Origin of the sequence: Streptomyces sp. NPDC048111 (genome assembly GCF_043202815.1) — a bacterium.
Taxonomy (GTDB): Bacteria; Actinomycetota; Actinomycetes; order Streptomycetales; family Streptomycetaceae; genus Streptomyces.
Window position 1 is genome coordinate 44,895 of record NZ_JBIDBD010000004.1, and the last position, 19,905, is coordinate 64,799.

The 19,905-nt window shown below is 73.7% G+C and carries 14 protein-coding genes; 11 read left to right on the plus strand and 3 right to left on the minus strand.

Annotated elements, in window-relative coordinates; translation table 11 throughout:
* Window positions 1-191: 191 nt before the first annotated feature.
* Window positions 192-449 (minus strand): hypothetical protein, encoded by a 258-nt coding sequence (locus ACGF3I_RS10480; RefSeq protein WP_393130251.1) that lies wholly within the window; start codon window positions 447-449, stop codon window positions 192-194.
* A gap of 197 nt (window positions 450-646) precedes the next feature.
* Between ACGF3I_RS10480 and miaA the strand changes: the two genes are divergently transcribed.
* The 6 genes from miaA (at window position 647) to hflX (ending at window position 8,773) form a co-directional block, all read left to right on the plus strand.
* Window positions 647-1,585, plus strand: a complete 939-nt coding sequence (gene miaA, locus ACGF3I_RS10485) for a tRNA (adenosine(37)-N6)-dimethylallyltransferase MiaA (RefSeq protein WP_393130252.1) — start codon at window positions 647-649, stop codon at window positions 1,583-1,585.
* Between the two features lie 101 nt (window positions 1,586-1,686).
* Complete coding sequence (locus ACGF3I_RS10490) at window positions 1,687-2,274, plus strand: hypothetical protein (RefSeq protein ID WP_393130253.1); 588 nt, start codon at window positions 1,687-1,689, stop codon at window positions 2,272-2,274.
* A gap of 61 nt (window positions 2,275-2,335) precedes the next feature.
* Window positions 2,336-3,199 carry a diaminopimelate epimerase gene (gene dapF / locus ACGF3I_RS10495; protein WP_393130254.1) on the plus strand — a complete coding sequence of 288 codons (864 nt, stop codon included), beginning with the start codon at window positions 2,336-2,338 and terminating at the stop codon, window positions 3,197-3,199.
* A 220-nt stretch (window positions 3,200-3,419) separates the two neighbouring features.
* A complete protein-coding gene (locus ACGF3I_RS10500) occupies window positions 3,420-5,504 on the plus strand; it encodes a RelA/SpoT family protein (protein WP_393130255.1) in 2,085 nt (694 codons plus the stop codon).
* Between the two features lie 84 nt (window positions 5,505-5,588).
* Window positions 5,589-7,058, plus strand: coding sequence for a M1 family metallopeptidase (locus ACGF3I_RS10505; protein ID WP_393130256.1), 1,470 nt, complete (start codon window positions 5,589-5,591; stop codon window positions 7,056-7,058).
* Between the two features lie 212 nt (window positions 7,059-7,270).
* Window positions 7,271-8,773, plus strand: coding sequence for a GTPase HflX (gene hflX / locus ACGF3I_RS10510; RefSeq protein WP_393130257.1), 1,503 nt, complete (start codon window positions 7,271-7,273; stop codon window positions 8,771-8,773).
* A 117-nt stretch (window positions 8,774-8,890) separates the two neighbouring features.
* On the opposite strand, the gene ACGF3I_RS10515 is transcribed toward hflX, so the two are convergent.
* Both ACGF3I_RS10515 and ACGF3I_RS10520 read right to left on the minus strand, forming a co-directional pair.
* Complete coding sequence (locus tag ACGF3I_RS10515) at window positions 8,891-10,054, minus strand: trypsin-like serine peptidase (RefSeq protein ID WP_393130258.1); 1,164 nt, start codon at window positions 10,052-10,054, stop codon at window positions 8,891-8,893.
* Between the two features lie 174 nt (window positions 10,055-10,228).
* Window positions 10,229-11,452 carry a trypsin-like serine peptidase gene (locus tag ACGF3I_RS10520; RefSeq protein WP_393130259.1) on the minus strand — a complete coding sequence of 408 codons (1,224 nt, stop codon included), beginning with the start codon at window positions 11,450-11,452 and terminating at the stop codon, window positions 10,229-10,231.
* A gap of 380 nt (window positions 11,453-11,832) precedes the next feature.
* Between ACGF3I_RS10520 and ACGF3I_RS10525 the strand changes: the two genes are divergently transcribed.
* From ACGF3I_RS10525 to ACGF3I_RS10545, 5 genes are all read left to right on the plus strand, one after another.
* Window positions 11,833-13,242 (plus strand): diaminobutyrate--2-oxoglutarate transaminase family protein, encoded by a 1,410-nt coding sequence (locus tag ACGF3I_RS10525; RefSeq protein WP_393130260.1) that lies wholly within the window; start codon window positions 11,833-11,835, stop codon window positions 13,240-13,242.
* A 37-nt stretch (window positions 13,243-13,279) separates the two neighbouring features.
* On the plus strand, window positions 13,280-15,139 hold the full coding sequence (locus ACGF3I_RS10530) for an IucA/IucC family protein (RefSeq protein ID WP_393130261.1): 1,860 nt from the start codon (window positions 13,280-13,282) through the stop codon (window positions 15,137-15,139).
* 30 nt (window positions 15,140-15,169) lie between these two features.
* Window positions 15,170-15,910 (plus strand): GNAT family N-acetyltransferase, encoded by a 741-nt coding sequence (locus tag ACGF3I_RS10535; protein WP_393130262.1) that lies wholly within the window; start codon window positions 15,170-15,172, stop codon window positions 15,908-15,910.
* A 94-nt stretch (window positions 15,911-16,004) separates the two neighbouring features.
* Window positions 16,005-17,882: an IucA/IucC family protein gene (locus ACGF3I_RS10540; protein WP_393130616.1), complete on the plus strand. Its 1,878-nt coding sequence runs from the start codon at window positions 16,005-16,007 to the stop codon at window positions 17,880-17,882.
* A 37-nt stretch (window positions 17,883-17,919) separates the two neighbouring features.
* Window positions 17,920-19,890 (plus strand): ATP-dependent DNA helicase, encoded by a 1,971-nt coding sequence (locus tag ACGF3I_RS10545; RefSeq protein ID WP_393130263.1) that lies wholly within the window; start codon window positions 17,920-17,922, stop codon window positions 19,888-19,890.
* Window positions 19,891-19,905: the final 15 nt, after the last annotated feature.

The window sequence follows — 19,905 nt, forward strand, 5'->3', positions numbered from 1 at the left end:
ACTGCGCCCCCGTTGGGCCCGCCCCCCGCGGGGCGGCGCGGCGCGCCGGCGGGCCCCCCCCCGCCGGGGGGGGGCGGGGGCCCCCCCCCCCCCCCCTCCGGCGCGCGTGGCGTGCCCCGGCGCGGGCCACGCGCCGCTCGCGCCCGTGGGGGAGCGGCGGCCGGGCCCGGCGGGACGTCCCCGCGCAGGGGTTACTTGCGGGCGCCCTCGCCGGCCTCGTTGTCCGCCGCCTCCTCCGCCGACTGCTGCTTGGGGATGTCGACGCCCTCGGCGGCGGGCTCGACGGCCTCGGCCGCACCGGCCGCGTCCGCGCCCTGCGCGTCCTCGCCGGCCCCGGCCCGCGGCGCCTCGCCGTCGGCCTCGGGGGCCTCGGGGGCCTCGGGGGCGTCCGTCACCGCCACGGCCCCGGCCTCCTCGGCCGACGCCTCCGCGGCCTTACGGCGAAACATTGAAAAAACGCCCATATCTACTCCAAAACGTACTCGTGTGGGCGAAATCCCGTGCCGGCCGGAGCGCCTCATTGCGTCGCCCGGCGGCACCGGTCGACAAACCGGCGTCCGGAACCTCGCAACAGGCAACGAAGCCGGACGTGCCCCGTCACGTAGCTCGTTCGAGGACGGACCGTGAGGTTTGCGAGACTGAGACCGTGAGAAGCGCACCTCCCGCACCGCGGGTCATCGCCGTCGTCGGCCCGACAGCGGCCGGAAAGTCCGATCTGGGCGTCCACCTCGCCCAGCAGCTGGGCGGCGAGGTCGTCAACGCCGACTCCATGCAGCTCTACCGGGGGATGGACATCGGCACGGCCAAGCTGACGCCCGACGAGCGCGGCGGCGTCCCCCATCACCTCCTCGACATCTGGGACGTGACGGAACCGGCCAATGTGGCCACCTATCAGAAACTCGCCCGCGCCGAGATCGACCGGCTGCTCGCCGAGGGCCGCACCCCCGTCCTGGTCGGCGGCTCCGGGCTCTATGTGCGCGGCGCCCTCGACGTCCTCGATTTCCCCGGCACCGACCCCGAGGTCCGCGCCCGCCTGGAGGGCGAACTCGACGCCGAGGGCCCCGGCGCCCTGCACGCCCGCCTCGCGGCCGCCGACCCCGCCGCCGCCCGCGCGATCCTGCCCGGCAACGGCCGGCGCATCGTCCGCGCCCTCGAAGTGATCGAGATCACCGGCCGCCCCTTCACGGCCAACCTCCCCACCCACGAATCGGTCTACGACACCGTGCAGATCGGCGTCGACGTCGGCCGCCCCGAACTCGACGAGCGCATCACCCTGCGCGTCGACCGGATGTGGGAAGCCGGGCTGCCCGACGAAGTACGCGCCCTCGAAGGGCTCGGACTGCGCGAAGGACGCACCGCCTCCCGGGCGCTCGGCTACCAGCAGGTGCTCGACGCCTTCGCCGGGGAGTGCACCGAGGAGGAGGCGCGCGCCGAAACCGTCCGCGCCACCAAGCGCTTCGCACGACGTCAGGACTCCTGGTTCCGGCGCGACCCCCGCGTCCACTGGCTGAGCGGCGCGGCGGCCGACCGGGCGGAACTCCCGCGCCAGGCGCTGGCGTTGGTCGAACGAGCGGTCACAGCCTGATCACGTGATGGCATCGGGACGCTCCGCCGGTCATCGCGGTGCTCCCGCACGTGCCATCATCAAACGTCGATCGACCAGTGAAGTCCGAGTTGGGAGGGCGCGTGGCGATGGAGGCCGGCCCTCGTGACAGAGAGCAGGGGCCGCGGGGCAACACCGCGCGCGCCGCCTCGACCAACCCCGGCGGCGCCGTGCCGAACCCGTCGCGGCCACCGGAAACGGAATCCGCCGAGGACGCCACCGGCGACGCCCGCGCCCCGCAGCCGCCCGCCCTCGGCCCCGCCGCCCTGGGCGCCGCGGGACTGAGCCCCGACGGCCCCGAGGACGGCACCGTCGGAGCCGTCCTCGACGGCGGGGAGGTCGAGGTCGAACTGCGGCCCCAGCGCCGCCTGCGGATCTGGCAGCTCGCCCCCATCGTGATGCTCGCCGCCCTCGGCTCGCTCATGTTCGCCTTCCCCCTCGCCTTCGAATTCGGCGACGGCGGGCCGGTCGTGGCCATGCTCGGCCTCCTCATCAGCTGCTGCGCCGCGGGCTGGGGCATGATGGCCGCCCGCCGCGTCGGCCACACCTGGCCGGGCCTGCCCGGCAGGGGATCGAAGGAGCGCCCCGACTGGCGGGTGCTCGCCCTGTACGTGGGCCTCGGCGCGGTGCTCGTGGCCCTCGCCGTCTGGCGCGTCGCCCGGCTGCGCTGAGCCCCCCGCCGCGCCCCCGGCCCTTCGGGCCGCTGTCGGTGGCCCCCCGTACGATTGAGGCGTGAACACTGCGCCGATCGCCTTCCTCAAGGGTCACGGGACCCAGAACGACTTCGTGATCGTTCCCGACCCGGACAACGCCCTGGACCTGCCCGCGTCCGCCGTCGCCCGGCTCTGCGACCGCCGGGCCGGCATCGGCGGCGACGGCCTGCTCCACGTGGTGCGCAGCGCCGCCCACCCCGAGGCCCGGGCGATGGCCGGCGAAGCCGAGTGGTTCATGGACTACCGCAACGGCGACGGCTCGATCGCCGAAATGTGCGGCAACGGCGTGCGCGTCTTCGCCGGCTACCTCCGGCGCGCCGGCCTCGCCGAAGAGGGCGACCTGGCCGTCGCCACCCGCGGCGGAGTGAAGAAGGTCCACCTCGCCAAGGGCGGCGACGTCACCGTCTCCATGGGCCGCGCCCTGCTCCCCGAGAGCGGCGTCACGGTCAGCGTGGACGGCCGCAGCTGGCCCGCCCGCAACGTGAACATGGGCAACCCGCACGCGGTCGCCTTCGTGGACGACCTCGACCACGCCGGAGAGCTGCGCTCGACACCCCCGTTCACCCCCGCCGAGGTGTATCCGGACGGCGTGAACATCGAGTTCGTCGTGGACCGCGGCCCCGGCCACGTGGCCATGCGCGTCCACGAGCGCGGCGCGGGCGAGACCTGGTCCTGCGGCACCGGCGCCTGCGCCGTCGCCGTCGCCGCCGCCCGCAGGGACGGAGTGGACCCGGCGGTCACCGGCACCCCCGTCACCTACACCGTGGACCTGCCGGGCGGGACGCTCGTCATCACCGAACTCCCGGACGGCGAGATCGAGATGACCGGCCCCGCGGTGATCGTCGCCGAAGGCGTCATCGACCCCGCCCTGCTGTCCGCCTGACCAGGAGCGACCAGGAGCGAACCCCACCCGTGCCCGATCCCGACCGGACCGGTCGGGATCGAAACGGCGGTGGCCGAAACCTTCGCTCGAATGGGTGATCCGTTTCACGCTCGACGAGAGCGGGACTGCGCCACGTGGTGGGGTCGGTAGCATCAAGCACCGGTCCAGAGGGGCAAGCCGGTCCCTCCACCACCGGTCGATGCCGCCGGAGGTGCCCCCCATGAGCGCAGAGGCCCCACATCCTGGAGCCGCCAGCCGCCGCCGCGGCCGCCCCCGGATCGACCTCCGCCGACTGGGCCGCGCGGCACTGCTCGGCCCCGTCTCCCGCGACCGGCTGCCCGACGCCATCGGCCATGTCGCCGACGCCCACCGCGCCCACCACCCCGACGCCGACCTGGCCGTCCTGCACCGCGCCTACGTCCTCGCCGAGACGTCCCACCGCGGCCAGTTCCGCAAGAGCGGCGAGCCCTACATCACCCACCCCCTGGCCGTGACCCTGATCCTGGCCGAACTCGGCGCCGAGACAACGACGTTGACCGCCTCCCTCCTCCACGACACCGTCGAGGACACCGAGGTGACGCTCGATCAGGTACGCGCCGAGTTCGGCGAGGAGGTCAGCTATCTGGTCGACGGCGTCACCAAGCTGGAGAAGGTCGACTACGGGGCCGCCGCCGAACCCGAGACCTTCCGCAAGATGCTGGTCGCCACCGGCGACGACGTCCGCGTGATGTCCATCAAGCTCGCCGACCGCCTGCACAACATGCGCACCCTCGGCGTGATGCGGCCCGAGAAGCAGGCCCGTATCGCCCAGGTCACCCGGGACGTGCTGATCCCGCTCGCCGAACGCCTCGGCGTGCAGGCCCTCAAGTCCGAACTGGAGGACCTGGTCTTCGCGATCCTGCACCCCGAGGAGTACGAACACACCCGGATCCTCATCGCGGCCAACTCCGGCACCCTCGACCCCCTCACCGGCATCGCCGACGGGGTGCGCGGCGTGCTGCGCGAGGCCGGCATCAGCGCCGAAGTCCTCATCCGGCCACGGCACTTCGTCTCCGTGCACCGCGTCCAGCTCAAGCGCGGCGAACTGCGCGGAAGCGACTTCGGCCGGCTGCTCGTCCTGGTCGCCGAGGACGCCGACTGCTACGCCGTCCTCGGCGAACTGCACACCTGCTTCACCCCGGTGGTCTCCGAGTTCAAGGACTTCATCGCCGCCCCCAAGTTCAACCTGTACCAGTCGCTGCACACCGCCGTGGTCGGCCCCGGCGGCGAGGTCGCCGAAGTCCTCATCCGGACGCACCAGATGCACAAGGTCGCCGAGGCGGGCGTCATCGCGCTCGGCAACCCCTACACGGGCGGGCCCGGCGAGGGCGCCAGGGACAGCGGCGACGAACGCCAGGACCCCACCCGGCCCGGCTGGCTCTCCCGCCTCCTCGACTGGCAGCAGAACGCCCCCGACCCCGACACCTTCTGGTCCTCCCTGCGCGAGGAACTCGCCGGGGACAGCGAGATCACCGTGTTCTGCGCCGACGGCCACACGCTGGTCCTGCCGGCCGGCGCGAGCTGTGTGGACGCCGCGTACGCGCAGTACGCGGACGTGGCCCACGGCTGCATCGGCGCCCGCGTCAACGGCCGCCTGGCGACGCTCAGTACGGTCCTGAACGACGGCGACACCGTGCAGCTCCTGCTCGCCCAGGACGCCTCGTCGGGCCCCTCGCCCGACTGGCTCGACCACGCCCGGACCCCGGCCGCCCGCATCGCCATCAGCGGCTGGCTCGCCGTCCATCCCGAGGGCGTGAAGATCCCGGCCGCGGCCCCGCGCCCCCAGGTCAACGTCCCCGCCGACCGGGGCTCCACCGCCAACGCCGAGACCGACCTGCCCAATGTGACCGTACGGCTCGCCGGATGCTGCACCCCGGTGCCGCCCGACACCGTGACCGGCTTCTCGGTGCGCGGAGCCGCGGTGACCGTGCACCGCCAGGAGTGTCCGGCCGTCGCCCGGATGAAGGCGGTGGGACGCGCGCCCGTCGAGGTGCGCTGGGGCGAGGCCGCGCCGTGCCGGGTGACCCTGGTCGCCGAGGCCTTCGGCCGCCCCCGCCTGCTCGCCGACCTCACCGAGGCCATCGCCGCCGCGGACGTGGCCGTCGTCTCGGCCACGGTGGAGCCCCCGACCGAACAGCGCGTCCGCCACACCTACACCCTCCAACTCCCGGACGCGGCAGGGCTTCCGGCCCTCATGCGGGCGATGCGGGACGTGGCGGGGGTGTACGACGTCAGCCGCGCCCAGCACCCGGCTGCGGCGGGCTGACGTCGTACACCCCCCGCCCCCCGTTCGGGTGGCCCCCATGCGAGTCGGCCGACCGGAGCCCCCTCGCGCTGGTAGCGGTAGTCCATGCCGCTCACCCTCCGCCGTCCCCGCCCCCGCTCCCGCCGTCTGCGTGCCGTGCTGCTTGCCGCGGCCGCGGCTTCCGTGGTCGCCGCGACGCTGCCCGCCCCGGTGCCGCTCGGCATCGGGGACCCGCTGTTCCCGCAGCTCGGCAACCCCGGGTACGACGTCCTCGCGTACGACATCGGCTTCACCTACCTCGGCAGCAACAGCAAGCCGATGGAGGCCGTCACCACCATCGACGCCGTCGCCACCGACGGTCTGGAGCGGATCAACCTGGACTTCGCCCGGGGCACGGTGCACGGCGTGGACGTCAACGGGGAGCCGGCGCGGTTCGCGAGCGCGGGCGAGGACCTGGTGATCACCCCGCGCGACGCCGTCCGCACCGGCGAGCGGCTGCGGATCACCGTGCGGCACACCAGCGACCCGAACGCGGCGCTCGACGGCGGCTGGGTGCGCACCACCGACGGCCTGGTCATGGCCAACCAGGCGGACGCCGCGCACCGCGTGTTCCCGTGCAACGACCACCCCTCGGACAAGGCGTACTTCACCTTCCACGTGACGGCCCCCGCGGACGTCACGGTCGTGGCCAACGGGACACCGGTCGCGCGGGAGCGCCGGGGCGGGCGGATCGTGTCGACCTATCGCAGCGCTCACCCCATGGCGACGGAACTGGCCCAGGTGTCCATCGGGCGTTCCGCGGTGCTGCACCGCGAGGGGCCGCACGGGCTGCCGGTCCGCGACGTGGTCCCGGCGGCGGACAAGGACCTCCTCGAACCGTGGCTGCGCAAGACGCCCGACCACATCGCATGGATGGAGCAGCAGGTCGGGCGGTACCCGTTCGAGACGTACGGGGTGCTCGTGGCGGGCGCCGACACGGGCTTCGAGCTGGAGACGCAGACCCTCTCGCTGTTCGAGCGTTCGCTGTTCGCGCGGCCGGAGTTCCCCGCGTGGTACGTCGACTCGGTCATGGTGCACGAGCTGGCCCACCACTGGTTCGGCGACAGCGTCTCGCCGCGCTCCTGGTCGGACCTGTGGCTGAACGAGGGGCACGCCACCTGGTACGAGGCCAGGTACGCCGAGGAGTTCGGGAAGCGGTCCCTCGAACAGCGGATGCGCGGCGCGTACGCCCTGTCGGACGGCTGGCGGGCGGCGGGCGGTCCGCCCGCGGCGCCCCGGGCCGCCGCGCCCGGGCAGAAGATCGGGATCTTCCGGCCCGTGGTGTACGACGGCAGCGCGCTCGTGCTCTACGCGCTGCGCGAGGAGATCGGCCCCAGGGCGTTCGACCGTCTGGAGCGGCGCTGGGTGCGCGACCACCGAGACGCGACCGCGACGACGGCCGACTTCTCCGCGCTGGCCTCCGAGATCGCCGGCCGCGACCTGTCCGGCTTCTTCAAGGCCTGGCTGTACGGAGAGAAGACCCCGCCGATGCCCGGCCACCCGGACTGGCACAGCCAGGCCCCCCGCCGCGCCTGACCGCCCGGGCCGGCGGGCCCGCACCGGCCCGCCGGGACCGGAAACCCGGGTGACGCCCGCCGAGGCCCCGTGCGACCATCATGGGCGTCGGCGGCGCCGCCGGGGTCGATTCCGTCCGGGAATCATTGGGGCCCATGACGCGTTGTGACCGACACAGCCGGATGTCCTTCGGGGGAGATCCGGTCCGGAATTCCAACGACGTAAAGGATCCAATGACCTCCTCTTCATCCCCTTCCCAGGACGAGCAGAGCTTCGCGGACACGCACCGCACCGAGAGCCTTCGGGCCGATGCCCTGATGGAAGAGGACGTCGCCTGGAGCCACGAGATCGACGGAGCGCGGGACGGCGACCAGCTGGACCGCTCCGAGCGTGCCGCGCTGCGGCGCGTGGCGGGCCTCTCCACCGAACTCGAGGACGTCACCGAGGTCGAGTACCGGCAGCTGCGCCTGGAGCGCGTGGTGCTGGTCGGCGTATGGACCACGGGAACGCTCAGGGACGCGGAGAACTCGCTCGCGGAACTCGCGGCACTCGCCGAGACGGCGGGCGCCCTGGTGCTCGACGGCGTCTACCAGCGCCGCGACAAGCCCGACCCGGCCACCTACATCGGCTCCGGCAAGGCGCAGGAGCTGCGGGACATCGTCCTGGAGACCGGCGCGGACACGGTGGTCTGCGACGGTGAGCTCAGCCCGGGCCAGCTGATCCACCTCGAAGACGTCGTCAAGGTCAAGGTCGTCGACCGGACGGCCCTGATCCTCGACATCTTCGCCCAGCACGCCAAGTCCCGTGAGGGCAAGGCGCAGGTCTCGCTCGCGCAGATGCAGTACATGCTGCCGCGGCTGCGCGGCTGGGGTCAGTCCCTGTCGCGTCAGATGGGCGGCGGCGGTTCCAGCGGCGGTGGCGGCATGGCCACCCGCGGTCCGGGTGAGACCAAGATCGAGACGGACCGCCGGCGGATCCGCGAGAAGATGGCGAAGATGCGCCGGGAGATCGCGGAGATGAAGACCGGCCGCGAGATCAAGCGTCAGGAACGCCGGCGCAACAAGGTGCCCTCGGTCGCCATCGCCGGGTACACCAACGCCGGGAAGTCCTCGCTGCTCAACCGCCTCACGGGCGCGGGCGTCCTGGTGGAGAACGCGCTGTTCGCCACCCTCGACCCGACCGTGCGCCGGGCCGAGACGCCCAGCGGGCGGCTGTACACGCTGGCCGACACGGTCGGCTTCGTCCGCCATCTGCCGCACCACCTGGTCGAGGCGTTCCGCTCCACGATGGAGGAGGTCGGCGACTCCGACCTGATCCTGCACGTGGTGGACGGCGCGCATCCGGACCCGGAGGAGCAGCTGGCCGCGGTGCGCGAGGTGATCCGTGACGTGGGCGCGGTGAACGTGCCGGAGATCGTGGTGATCAACAAGGCGGACGCGGCGGACCCGGTGGTGCTCCAGCGGCTGCTGCGCATCGAGCGCCACTCCATCGCGGTCTCGGCGCGTACCGGCGAGGGCATCGAGGAGCTGCTCGCGCTCATCGACGCCGAACTCCCGCGCCCCGAGATCGAGATCGAGGCGCTCGTGCCGTACACGCACGGGCAGCTGGTGGCCCGGGCGCACGCCGAGGGAGAGGTGATCTCCGAGGAGCACGTGGCGGAGGGCACCGTCCTGAAGGCGCGGGTGCACGAGGTGCTGGCCGCCGAGCTGGCGCCGTTCGTGCCGGCCGCGCACTGAGCACAGGCACCATCCGCCGGGCCGGCCGCGCGTGCGCGCACGGTCCGTACAGCACGCAGGGCCCGTCCCCTCCTTCGAGGGGGCGGGCCCTGCGGCGTGTGCGGTGGCGCGGGGTGACTAGCGGCCGCCGTACTTCGCGCTCATCGAGTCGAAGAGCGCCTTGGCCCCGGCGCCGAGCTGCGGGCCGGCCAGCCAGCCCGAGGTGACCGGGCCGATGGAGGTGTTGGAGACCAGCTGCGACTTGCCGTCGGGCCCGTTCATGAACCAGCCGCCACCGGAGGAGCCGCCGGTCATGGTGCAGCCGATGCGGTACATCGGCGGCGTGCCCGGGCTGATGGAGAGCTGGCCGGGGCGGTCGACGCACTTGAACATCTGCAGGCCGTCGTAGGGCGGCGCGGCGGGGTAGCCCCAGGCGCCCATCGCGCCGACCGAATGCGCCCTGGGCGCCGAGAAGTTGACGGTCAGCGCGTTGCCGACGGTCTCTTCCAGGGACTTGTGGCCGTTCTCCGGCTGCACGTGGAGCACCGCGTAGTCGTACGGGGCGCCGGTGCCGCCGGTCGGGCCGCCGTTCTTGATCCACTCACCGGACGTCGAGACCCAGTCGGCCCAGAACACGCCGTAGGGGGCGATCTCCTGCGGCTGGGCGTTGTTGAGCGCCCGGGCCGACTTGCCCTGGTCGTTGTACGAGGGCACGAAGGCGATGTTGCGGTACCAGCCGCCGGTGCCGCCCTGGTGGACGCAGTGGCCCGCGGTCCACACCATGTTGGACCTGCCGGGGTGGGCGGGGTCCTTGACGACGGTGCCCGAGCAGACCATGGGGCCCTCGGGGGAGTCGAAGAAGACCTTGCCGACCGGGGCCGCGTAGTTGTGGTAGGGCAGTTTCTCCTGGACGGCCCTGACGGGCGCGGGCTCGGGGTCGGAGAGCCCGCCGCTCGCGTCGCCGGTCGCCATGGTCTTCTGCGGGTCCTTGGCGGACTTCATCCGGTCGGGCTTCCACAGGCCCGCGATGACCGGGTTGACGAAGTCCTCGGCGTTACGCAGCCAGGTGGACCTGTCCCAGTTCTTCCAGCCGCCGTTCTTGTACTTGTCCAGGTCGACCCCGTGCTTCTTGAGGGTCCCGGCGAGGTCGCCCGAGGCGGTCGGGTCGCCCTTGGCCTGTGCGGAGCCGGAGGCCGACGGCTTGCTGTCCGCGTCGTCGCCGCCCGGGCCGCACGCGGTGGCGGTGAGTGCGAGAGCCGCGGCCAGGCCGGTGGCGGCCAGGAGCGGACGTATGGATCGCATGAGAACGATTCCCCCTGATGTCCCTGCCCGACGGGCAGGTGGTGCTTTGCCATGTACGTGTCATTGCGATGGGCGGGGGTGACCCCGGCCGCCCACCACGCGCCCCTACTATGCCCGTTCGGCACGGGGGCGACGAACGGGGGCCCGGGCGTTCACAGGACCCCCGCACCGCGCCTACCGTCCGGCGTACTTGGTGCTCACCGAGTCGTAGACGCCCTTGGCCTCCTTGCCCAGGCGCGGGCCGGCCAGCCAGCCCGCGGTGACCGGGCCGATCGAGGTGTTGGACACCAGCGAGGGGCTGCCGTCGGAGCCCGTGGCGATCCAGCCGCCGCCGGAGGAACCACCGGTCATGCTGCAGCCGATGCGGTACATCGTCGGCAGGCTCGCGGCGAGCGAGAGCCGGCCCGGCCGGTCCTTGCACTGGTACAGCTTCTGGCCGTCGTACGGCTTCGCCGCCGGGTAGCCGTTGGCCGTCATGGAAGCGATCTTCGGCACCGCCGGGGCGTTGAAGTCGACCGGCAGCGCCCCGCCGACGGTCTCCTCCAGGGACTTGCCGTCGGCGCCCTTCTCCGGCGTCACGTGCAGCACCGCGAAGTCGTACGGCGCGCCCTGTCCGCCGGTCGGGCCGCCGCCCTCGATCCACTGCTGCGAGGTCTGCGCCCAGTCCGCCCAGTAGACGCCGTAGGGCGCGATCTGCTGCTTGGTGGCCTTCTGGAGCTGCGCCGTCGGCAGGCTGGTGTTGTTGTACGAGGGCACGAAGGCGATGTTGCGGTACCAGCCGCCCTTGGCGCCGGCGTGCACACAGTGGCCCGCGGTCCACACCATGTTGGACTTGCCGGGGTGCGCCGGGTCCTTCACGACCGTGGCCGAGCACACCATGGAGCCCTCGGGGCTGTCGAAGAACAGCTTGCCCAGCTCCGGCAGGTTCTGGTGGTACGGAGCCCTGACCGCGGCGGCCCTCACGGGCGCCGGCACCGGGTCCGTGACGCCCTTGTCGCCGGAGATGTCGTTGGGCACGTTCTTCTCCGGAGGCTTGTCCGCCTTGCGCATCCGGTCCGGGTCCCACAGGCCCTGGATGATCGGGTTCACATAGTCCTTGGCCTCACGCAGCCAGGTGGCCCGGTCCCAGTTCTTCCACTCGCCGCCCCGCCACTTGTCCAGGTCGATCCCGTGCTTCTTGAGCCGCTCCTTCACGTCGTCCGGTATCTGGAGCGTGTCGGAGCCGCCGGCGGTGGCCGAGGCCGTCGGCTTGCCGTCGGCCTCGGAATCGCCGGGACCGCACGCGGTGGCGGTCAGCGCGAGCGCGGCCGTCAGGCCAAGGGCCGCGAGCACGGGCGGCGCCCCGCGGCGCGGTCGCCTCCCCGTGCGCTCGGCGCTGGACGGGCGTGTCGGTCGCATGTCGCATTCCCCCTGGAACATCGTCTTCACAGCGTCTTCGTCTTCTGCACTCGTCGGACTCATCGGGCGCGCCGGCTCGTCGAACCCTTCGCACCCGCGCACCGCGGCGCCGAAAACGGTGCCGCCGTGCGGTCCCCCACTATGCCGGTGCCGGTGGGAACGGCCCGCGGCAGGGCCGCGGTTGCGTTCCCGCCGGGGAACCGCGGCCCCCTCGATTAGGGCAACCTTGCCTCGGGCCAACGAAGTTGGGGTCAGGCCGTGATCCGGTGGCGCCGGCGTCGTTGGTACGTACGGGGGACATCAGGACAGCGTTCAGCGTGGGCGTACGCGCCGCGCAACGGACGCGATACGGAACCGTCACAGCGGGAGGACCAGCAGTCGTGGCCGTGACCGAACCAGCTCCGGCGGCACTGCCCGGCGCGCACGAGCACATCCTGCGGCGCCAGGCCCTGCGCGAGTCGGCGGCCCGCACCTACGCGCGCTCGCTGCCGATCGTGCCGGTGCGGGCGCGGGGGCTCACGATCGAGGGCGCGGACGGCCGGCGCTATCTGGACTGCCTCTCGGGGGCCGGCACCCTGGCACTCGGGCACAACCACCCCGTGGTCCTCGAAGCGATCCGCAAGGTGCTCGACTCCGGCGCCCCGCTGCACGTCCTGGACCTCGCGACCCCGGTCAAGGACGCCTTCACCACCGAGCTGTTCGCCACCCTGCCGCGGGAGCTGGCCGAGCGGGGCAGGATCCAGTTCTGCGGCCCGGCCGGCACCGACGCCGTCGAGGCCGCCCTGAAACTGGTCCGCGGCGCCACCGGCCGCGAGGGCCTGCTCGCGTTCACCGGCGCCTACCACGGCATGACCGCGGGCGCCCTCGCCGTCTCCGGCGGTGCCCGGGACGTCCGGGTGACCCGGCTGCCCTACCCGCACACCTACCGCTGCCCCTACGGGGTCGGCGGCGAACGCGGCGCCGAGATCGCCGCCCGCTGGACCGAGAACCTCCTCGACGACCCCAAGGGCGGTGTCCCCGCGCCCGCCGGCATGATCCTCGAACCGGTGCAGGGCGAAGGCGGCGTGAACCCGGCCCCCGACGCCTGGCTGCGCCGGATGCGCGCGATCACCGCCGAGCGGTCGATCCCGCTGATCGCCGACGAGGTGCAGACCGGCGTCGGCCGCACCGGCAGGTTCTGGGCCGTCGAGCACAGCGGGGTGGTGCCCGACGTGATGGTCCTGTCCAAGGCGATCGGCGGCTCACTGCCGCTCGCCGTGATCGTGTACCGCGAAGAGCTCGACACCTGGCAGCCGGGCGCGCACGCCGGGACGTTCCGCGGCAACCAGCTCGCCATGGCGGCCGGCGCCGCCACCCTCGCCCACGTCCGCGAGAACCGCCTCGCCGACCGGGCGGCCGTCCTCGGGGCGCGCATGCTGGGCCAGTTGCAGGGTCTCGCCGCCGAGCACCCCTGCGTCGGAGACGTACGGGGCCGCGGCCTGATGATCGGCGTCGAGCTCGTCGACCCCGAGCGCGAGGACCTCGGCTCCGGCAACCCGCCGCCGCCCGCGCCGGCGCTCGCCGCCGCCGTGCAGCAGGAGTGCCTGCGGCGCGGGCTCATCGTCGAACTCGGCGGCCGGCACGCCAGCGTCGTACGGCTGCTGCCCCCGCTCACCCTCACCGACGAGCAGGCCGTGGCCGTCCTGGACCGGCTCGCCGACGCGGTGGCCGCCGCCGCCCGCACCCCGCACCCGCGCGCCGAACCGGGGGCGGACGCGCCCCACCGGGCCGGAGCCGCACCGTCCCACTGACCCCGGACCACCCCACGAACCGCCGAGGAAGACCGCCGTGAACCCGATCCCCCCACCCGACGCGCCCGACGCCGAAGGCCCCCACCGCGGCCCGCTGGTGGCCGAACCGACGACGGTGCCGCGCCAGAAGGCCGGGATCCACGGCGAACGACTGACCGCGCACAGCGACCCCGACCCGCTCGACGCCGCCGACGCCGCGGCCGCGGCCGACGCGGCCGCCGTCGAGAACCTGCTGCGCTGCTGGGTCCGCGAGAACGACCTGCCCGCCCCCGACGGTCCGCTCCTGCGCATCCCGCTGCCCGCCAGCGGCACCGCCCTGCTCGTGCCCGTGCCGTACTGGTCGCCGACCGGCTGGCACCGCTTCGGCCCGCCCGTGCTGCACGGCGGCACGGCCGGAGCGCCGCCCGCCGACGCCGTCACCGTCGCCGCCCTGCTCGGCCGCGAGGCGGGCAGCCGCGAGGGCGCCGACCTGGTGGGCCGCGTCGCCGACTCCGTGCGCCGCACCGCCGACTTCATCGCCGACCGGCGGGCCCGCCCCGCCCCGGCCGACGCGGCCGACCTCTTCCTCACCGCCGAGCAGTCCCTGCTCCTCGGCCACCCCCTGCACCCCACACCCAAGAGCCGCGAGGGCCTGTCCGAGGCCGAAGTGCGGCGCTACTCGCCCGAGTTGCACGGCTCCTTCCCGCTGCACTGGATGGCGGTGGAACCCGGCGTGCTCGCGAGCGACTCGGCCTGGACCGAGGGCGGGCGCACCGTGAGCGCCGTCCAGCTCGCCCACCGGTTCGCCCAGGGCCTCCAACTCCCGCCCGGCACCGTCCCGTTGCCGCTGCACCCCTGGCAGGCGCGCGACGTGGTGCAGCGCCCCGCCGTCGCCGCCCTGCTGGCGGCCGGCCTCCTGCACGACCTCGGCCCGTACGGCGAGGACTGGCACCCCACCTCCTCCGTCCGCACCGTGCACCGCCCCGGCGCCGACGCCATGCTGAAGCTGTCGCTCGGCGTGCGCATCACCAACTCCCGGCGCGAGAACCTCCGCAAGGAGCTCCACCGCGGCGTCGAGGTCCACCGGCTGCTGCGGGCGGGGCTCGGCGAGGAGTGGCAGGCCGCGCACCCCTGCTTCGACATCGTGCGCGACCCCGCCTGGCTCGCCGTCGACACCCCGGACGGCGCACCCCTGCCCGGGCTCGACGTGATGATCCGGCACAACCCGTTCGCCCCCGGTGACGACGCCGTCTGCATCGCCGCGCTCACCGCGCCGCGCCCCATGCCCGGGCGCACCACCATGCACTCACGGCTCGCCCAGCTGGTCGTCGGGCTCGCCGCCCGCACCGGCCGGCCCACCACCGCCGTCTCGGCCGAGTGGTTCCTGCGCTACCTGGACCAGGTGGTCCGCCCGCTGCTCTGGCTGGACGGCACGGCCGGCATCGCCCTGGAGGCCCACCAGCAGAACACCCTCGTCCTGCTCGACCCCGAGGGCTGGCCCGCCGGCGGACGCTACCGCGACAACCAGGGCTACTACTTCCGCGCCTCGCACCGCGCCGCCCTGGAGCGCCGGCTGCCCGGCATCGGCGCCACCAGCGACACCTTCGTGCCCGACGACGTCACCGACGAGCGCTTCGCCTACTACCTCGGCATCAACAACGTCCTCGGCCTCATCGGGGCGTTCGGCGCCCAGCACCTCGCCGACGAACGCGTCCTGCTCGCCGCCCTGCGCCGGTTCCTCACCCGGGCGGCCGGCCTCGGCTCGCCCCTGCCCGCGCACCTCCTGGACAGCCCGACGCTGCGCTGCAAGGCCAACCTGCTGACCCGTGTGCAGGGCCTGGACGAACTCGTCGGCCCCGTCGACACCCAGTCCGTCTACGTCACCCTCACCAACCCCCTCCACATCAACGGATCGTGACCCGTCCGCCCTGCTGAGAGGAGCGTCGCCGTGCCCCCCACCGATGCGAGCACCGACGCCGGCGCCGGCCCCGCCCCCCGACCGGGGGAGGCGGCCGGCGACACCCTGGACCGCGACCCGCCCGACGACCCGGGCCCGCCCACCGCGCCGGTCCCGCACCCCGGGGGCGCCGGCCCCGGGCGCGCGCACCACCGCGTCGAGGACCTGCTCGACTCGCCTGGGGAGTGGGCCCCCGCCGCCACCCCGTTCGGCGCCTTCCGGCTCGTGCCCGTACGCCCCGGACGCGACCTCGCCCTGCTCACCCGGTGGATGAACGACCCCGCCGTGGCCGCCTTCTGGGAACTAGAGGGGCCGGCCTCCGTCACCGCCGCCCATCTGCGGTCCCTGCTCGACGGGGACGGCCGCAGCGTGCCCTGCCTCGGCGTCCTCGACGGCACACCGATGAGCTACTGGGAGGTCTACCGCGCCGACCTCGACCCGCTGGCCCGGCACTACCGGGCCCGGCCGCACGACACCGGCGTCCATCTGCTCATCGGCGGCGCCGCCGACCGCGGGCGCGGCGTCGGCACCACGCTGCTGCGGGCCGTCGCCGACCTGGTCCTCGACCACCGTCCGCACTGCCCCCGGGTGATCGCCGAGCCCGACCTGCGCAACACCCCTTCCGTCTCCGCGTTCCTCGGTGCCGGCTTCCGCTTCCACGCGGAGGTCGACCTGCCCGACAAGCGGGCCGCCCTGATGGTCCGCGACCGCGCGCTCAGGAACCTGCTGTGAACGCCCCGCAGCTCCGCATACCCCCGTCCCCGCATCGGTCCCACCCCGAGGAGTCCCCGTGCCGAACCCTGCCTTCCCCCACGACTCCCGCGGCATGCAGGACCCCGACGCCCCGCCCGCCCTGCTGGCCCCGCCGGAGCTGAACCCCGAAGCGTGGGAGCGCGCCGGGCGCCTTCTGCTGGCGAAGATGATCGGCGCCTTCGCCTACGAGGAGATCGTGCGGCCCGCGCCGCAACCCGCGACCGGCGGCCCGGCGGCCGAAGGGGGCCCGCGCCCGTACGGCTTCACCCTGGACGACGGCAGCACCCTGACCTTCCTCGCCCGGCGCGGCGCCTACGGCGGCTGGCAGGTGGATCCCGCCTCGGTGCGCCGGGCGGCCCCCGGCGGCCCCGGCGCGGGAGCCCCCGTCCCGTGCGGCCCGCCCGCACCGGCCGCCGAGCCGTTCGGCGACCCCGTCCGGTTCCTGGCCCTGGCCCGCCGCACCCTCGGTGTCGACGGCGCCACCTTCGGCCACCTCGTACGGGAACTCACCGCCACCCTCACCGCCGACACCCGTCTGCACACCACCGCGCTCGGCGCCGCCCAGCTCGCCGACCTCGACTACGCCGAGCTGGAAGGCCACCAGAGCGGCCACCCCTGGCTCGTGCTCAACAAGGGCCGGCTCGGCTTCTCCGCCGACGACGCGGCCCGCTGGAGCCCGGAGGCCCGCGCCCCGGCCGCGCTGCCCTGGATCGCGGTACGCACCGACCTCGCCGTCTACCGCGGCGTCGCCTCCCTCGCCACCCCGCAGCGGCTGTACGCACGCGAGCTGGACGCACCGGTGCGCGAGGCGTTCGCGGCGGCGCTGCGGGCCCGCGGCCTCGACCCGGCGGCCTACCTCTACCTGCCCGTCCACCCCTGGCAGTGGACGGAGATGATCCTCCCGCTGTTCGCCCCGGCCGTGGCCGACCACGCCATCGTGCCGCTGCCCAGCGACGGCGACCTGCGCCTGCCCCAGCAGTCCATCCGCACCTTCCTCAACCTGGCACGGCCCGAGCGGCACACCGTCAAGCTGCCGCTGTCCATCCTCAACACCCTGGTCTGGCGCGGTCTGCCGACCGAGCGGACGGTGGCCGCCCCCGCCGTGACGGCCTGGGTGCAGGGCCTGTGCGAACGGGACCCGTTCCTGCGCGACGAGTGCCGGGTGATCCTGCTCGGCGAGGTCGCCTCGGTCACCGTCGAGCACCCCGTGTACGACCGGATCGCCGAAGTGCCCTACCAGTACAAGGAGTTGCTCGGCGCCATCTGGCGCGAGCCGCTGCCGCCGAGGCTGGCCCCGGGCGAACGGGCCCGCACCCTCGCGGCGCTCCTGCACACCGACCCCGACGGCCGCGCCTTCACGGCCGAGCTGGTCGCCCGCTCGGGACTCGCCCCCCGGGTGTGGCTGCGCCGCCTGTTCGCGGCGATGCTGCCGCCGCTGCTGCACTTCCTGTACCGCTACGGCACGGTCTTCTCACCGCACGGCGAGAACGCCATCGTCGTCTTCGACGACCAGGACGTGCCCGTACGCCTGGCGATCAAGGACTTCGTCGACGACATCAACGTGAGCGCCGAGCACCTGCCCGAGCACGACTCGATGCCCGACGAAGTGCGCGCCATCCTGCTCACCGAGGCGCCCTCCTTCCTCACCCAGTTCATCCACTCGGGGCTCTTCATCGGCGTCTTCCGCTTCCTCGCGCCGCTGTGCGAGGACCAACTGGGCGTACCCGAGGCCGAGTTCTGGGCCCTGGTGCGCGAGGAGGTACTGCGCCACCAGGCGCGCTTCCCGGACGAGAAGGAACGCCACGAGACGTTCGACCTGCTCGCCCCGCGCATCGAGCGGCTCTGTCTGAACCGCAACCGTCTGCACACCGACGGCTACCGCGACCGGCCCGAGCGGCCGCACGCCACCGTCCACGGCACCGTGGCGAACCCCCTGTCACCTGCGCGGTGATCGGATTGTCAGTGGCGAGCCTTAGGCTGGTCCGGCTATGACGAAGCCATCACTCCCCGAGCTCCTGCACGCCGCCGTCACCGCCGTCGGCGGCGTGGAGCGGCCTGGTCAGGTCTCCATGGCCACGGCTGTCGCCGACGCGGTCGACGACAGCTCCCACCTGCTGGTCCAGGCCGGGACGGGCACCGGAAAGTCCCTCGGCTACCTGGTGCCCGCCCTGGCGCACGGGGAGCGCGTCGTGATCGCCACGGCCACGCTGGCGCTCCAGCGCCAGCTCGTGGAGCGCGACCTGCCGCGCACGGTGGAAGCGCTGCACCCGCTGCTGCGCCGCCGCCCGCAGTTCGCGATGCTCAAGGGCCGTTCCAACTACCTGTGTCTGCACCGCCTCCACGAGGGCGCGCCGCAGGACGAGGAGGAGGGCCTCTTCGACCAGTTCGAGGCGGCGGCCCCCACCAGCAAACTGGGCCAGGACCTGCTCAGGATGCGGGACTGGGCGGACGAGACGGAGACCGGCGACCGGGACGACCTGACGCCGGGCGTCTCGGACAGGGCGTGGAGCCAGGTATCGGTGTCCTCGCGCGAGTGCCTGGGCGCCACGAAGTGCGCGTACGGGGCTGAGTGCTTCGCGGAGACGGCCCGCGAGCGCGCCAAGCTGTCGGACGTGGTGGTCACCAATCACGCGCTGCTCGCGATCGACGCCATCGAGGGCGCCCCGGTCCTGCCGCAGCACGAGGTGCTGATCGTCGACGAGGCCCACGAGCTGGTCTCCCGGGTCACCGGCGTGGCGACCGGCGAGCTCACCCCCGGCCAGGTCGGCCGGGCGGTGCGGCGCAGCGCCAAGCTGGTCAACGAGAAGGTCGCCGACCAGCTCCAGACGGCCTCCGAGGGTTTCGAGCGGGTCATGGAGCTCGCCCTGCCGGGCCGCCTGGAGCAGATCCCGGAGGACCTCGGGTACGCGCTGATGGCGCTGCGCGACGCGGCCCGCGAGGTGATCTCGGCGCTCGGCTCGACGCGCGACAAGTCCGTCCAGGACGAGGACGCGGTGCGCAAGCAGGCCCTCGCCATGCTGGAGACGGTGCACGGCGTGGCCGAGCGCATCACCAACGGCTCCGAGTGGGACGTGGTCTGGTACGAGCGCCACGACCGCTTCGGCGCGTCGCTGCGGGTGGCCCCCCTGTCGGTGTCCGGCCTGCTCAGGGAGAAGCTGTTCACCGACCGCTCGGTGGTGCTGACCTCGGCCACCCTCAAGCTGGGCGGCGACTTCAACGGGGTGGGCGCCTCGCTCGGCCTGTCGCCGGAGGGCACCGGCGGCGAGGACGTCCCGCAGTGGAAGGGCCTGGACGTCGGCTCGCCGTTCGACTACCCCAGGCAGGGCATCCTCTACGTCGCCAAGCACCTGGCCACCCCCGGCCGCGAGGGTTCGCGCGGCGACATGATGGACGAGCTGGCGGAGCTGGTGGAGGCGGCCGGCGGGCGCACCCTCGGGCTCTTCTCCTCGATGCGGGCCGCCCAGGCCGCCGCCGAGGAGCTGCGCGGCCGCCTCGACAACCCGATCCTGCTGCAGGGCGAGGAGACGCTGGGCGAGCTGATCAAGTCGTTCGCCGCCGACCCGAAGACCTGTCTGTTCGGCACGCTCTCGCTGTGGCAGGGCGTGGACGTGCCGGGGCCGAGCTGTCAGCTGGTGGTCATGGACCGCATCCCGTTCCCGCGCCCGGACGACCCGCTGATGAGCGCCCGCCAGAAGGCGGTCGAGGAGGGCGGCGGCAATGGCTTCATGGCGGTGGCCGCCACCCATGCCGCGCTCCTGATGGCCCAGGGCGCCGGCCGGCTGGTCCGGGCGACCGGCGACCGTGGCGTGGTCGCGGTGCTCGACCCCCGGCTGGCCAACGCCCGCTACGGCAGCTATCTGCGGGCCTCGCTGCCCGACTTCTGGTACACGACGGACCGCAACCAGGCCCGCCGCTCGCTCGCGGCGATCGACGCGGCGGCCACGGCGGACGGCAAGTAGGACGCCCGGGCCCGT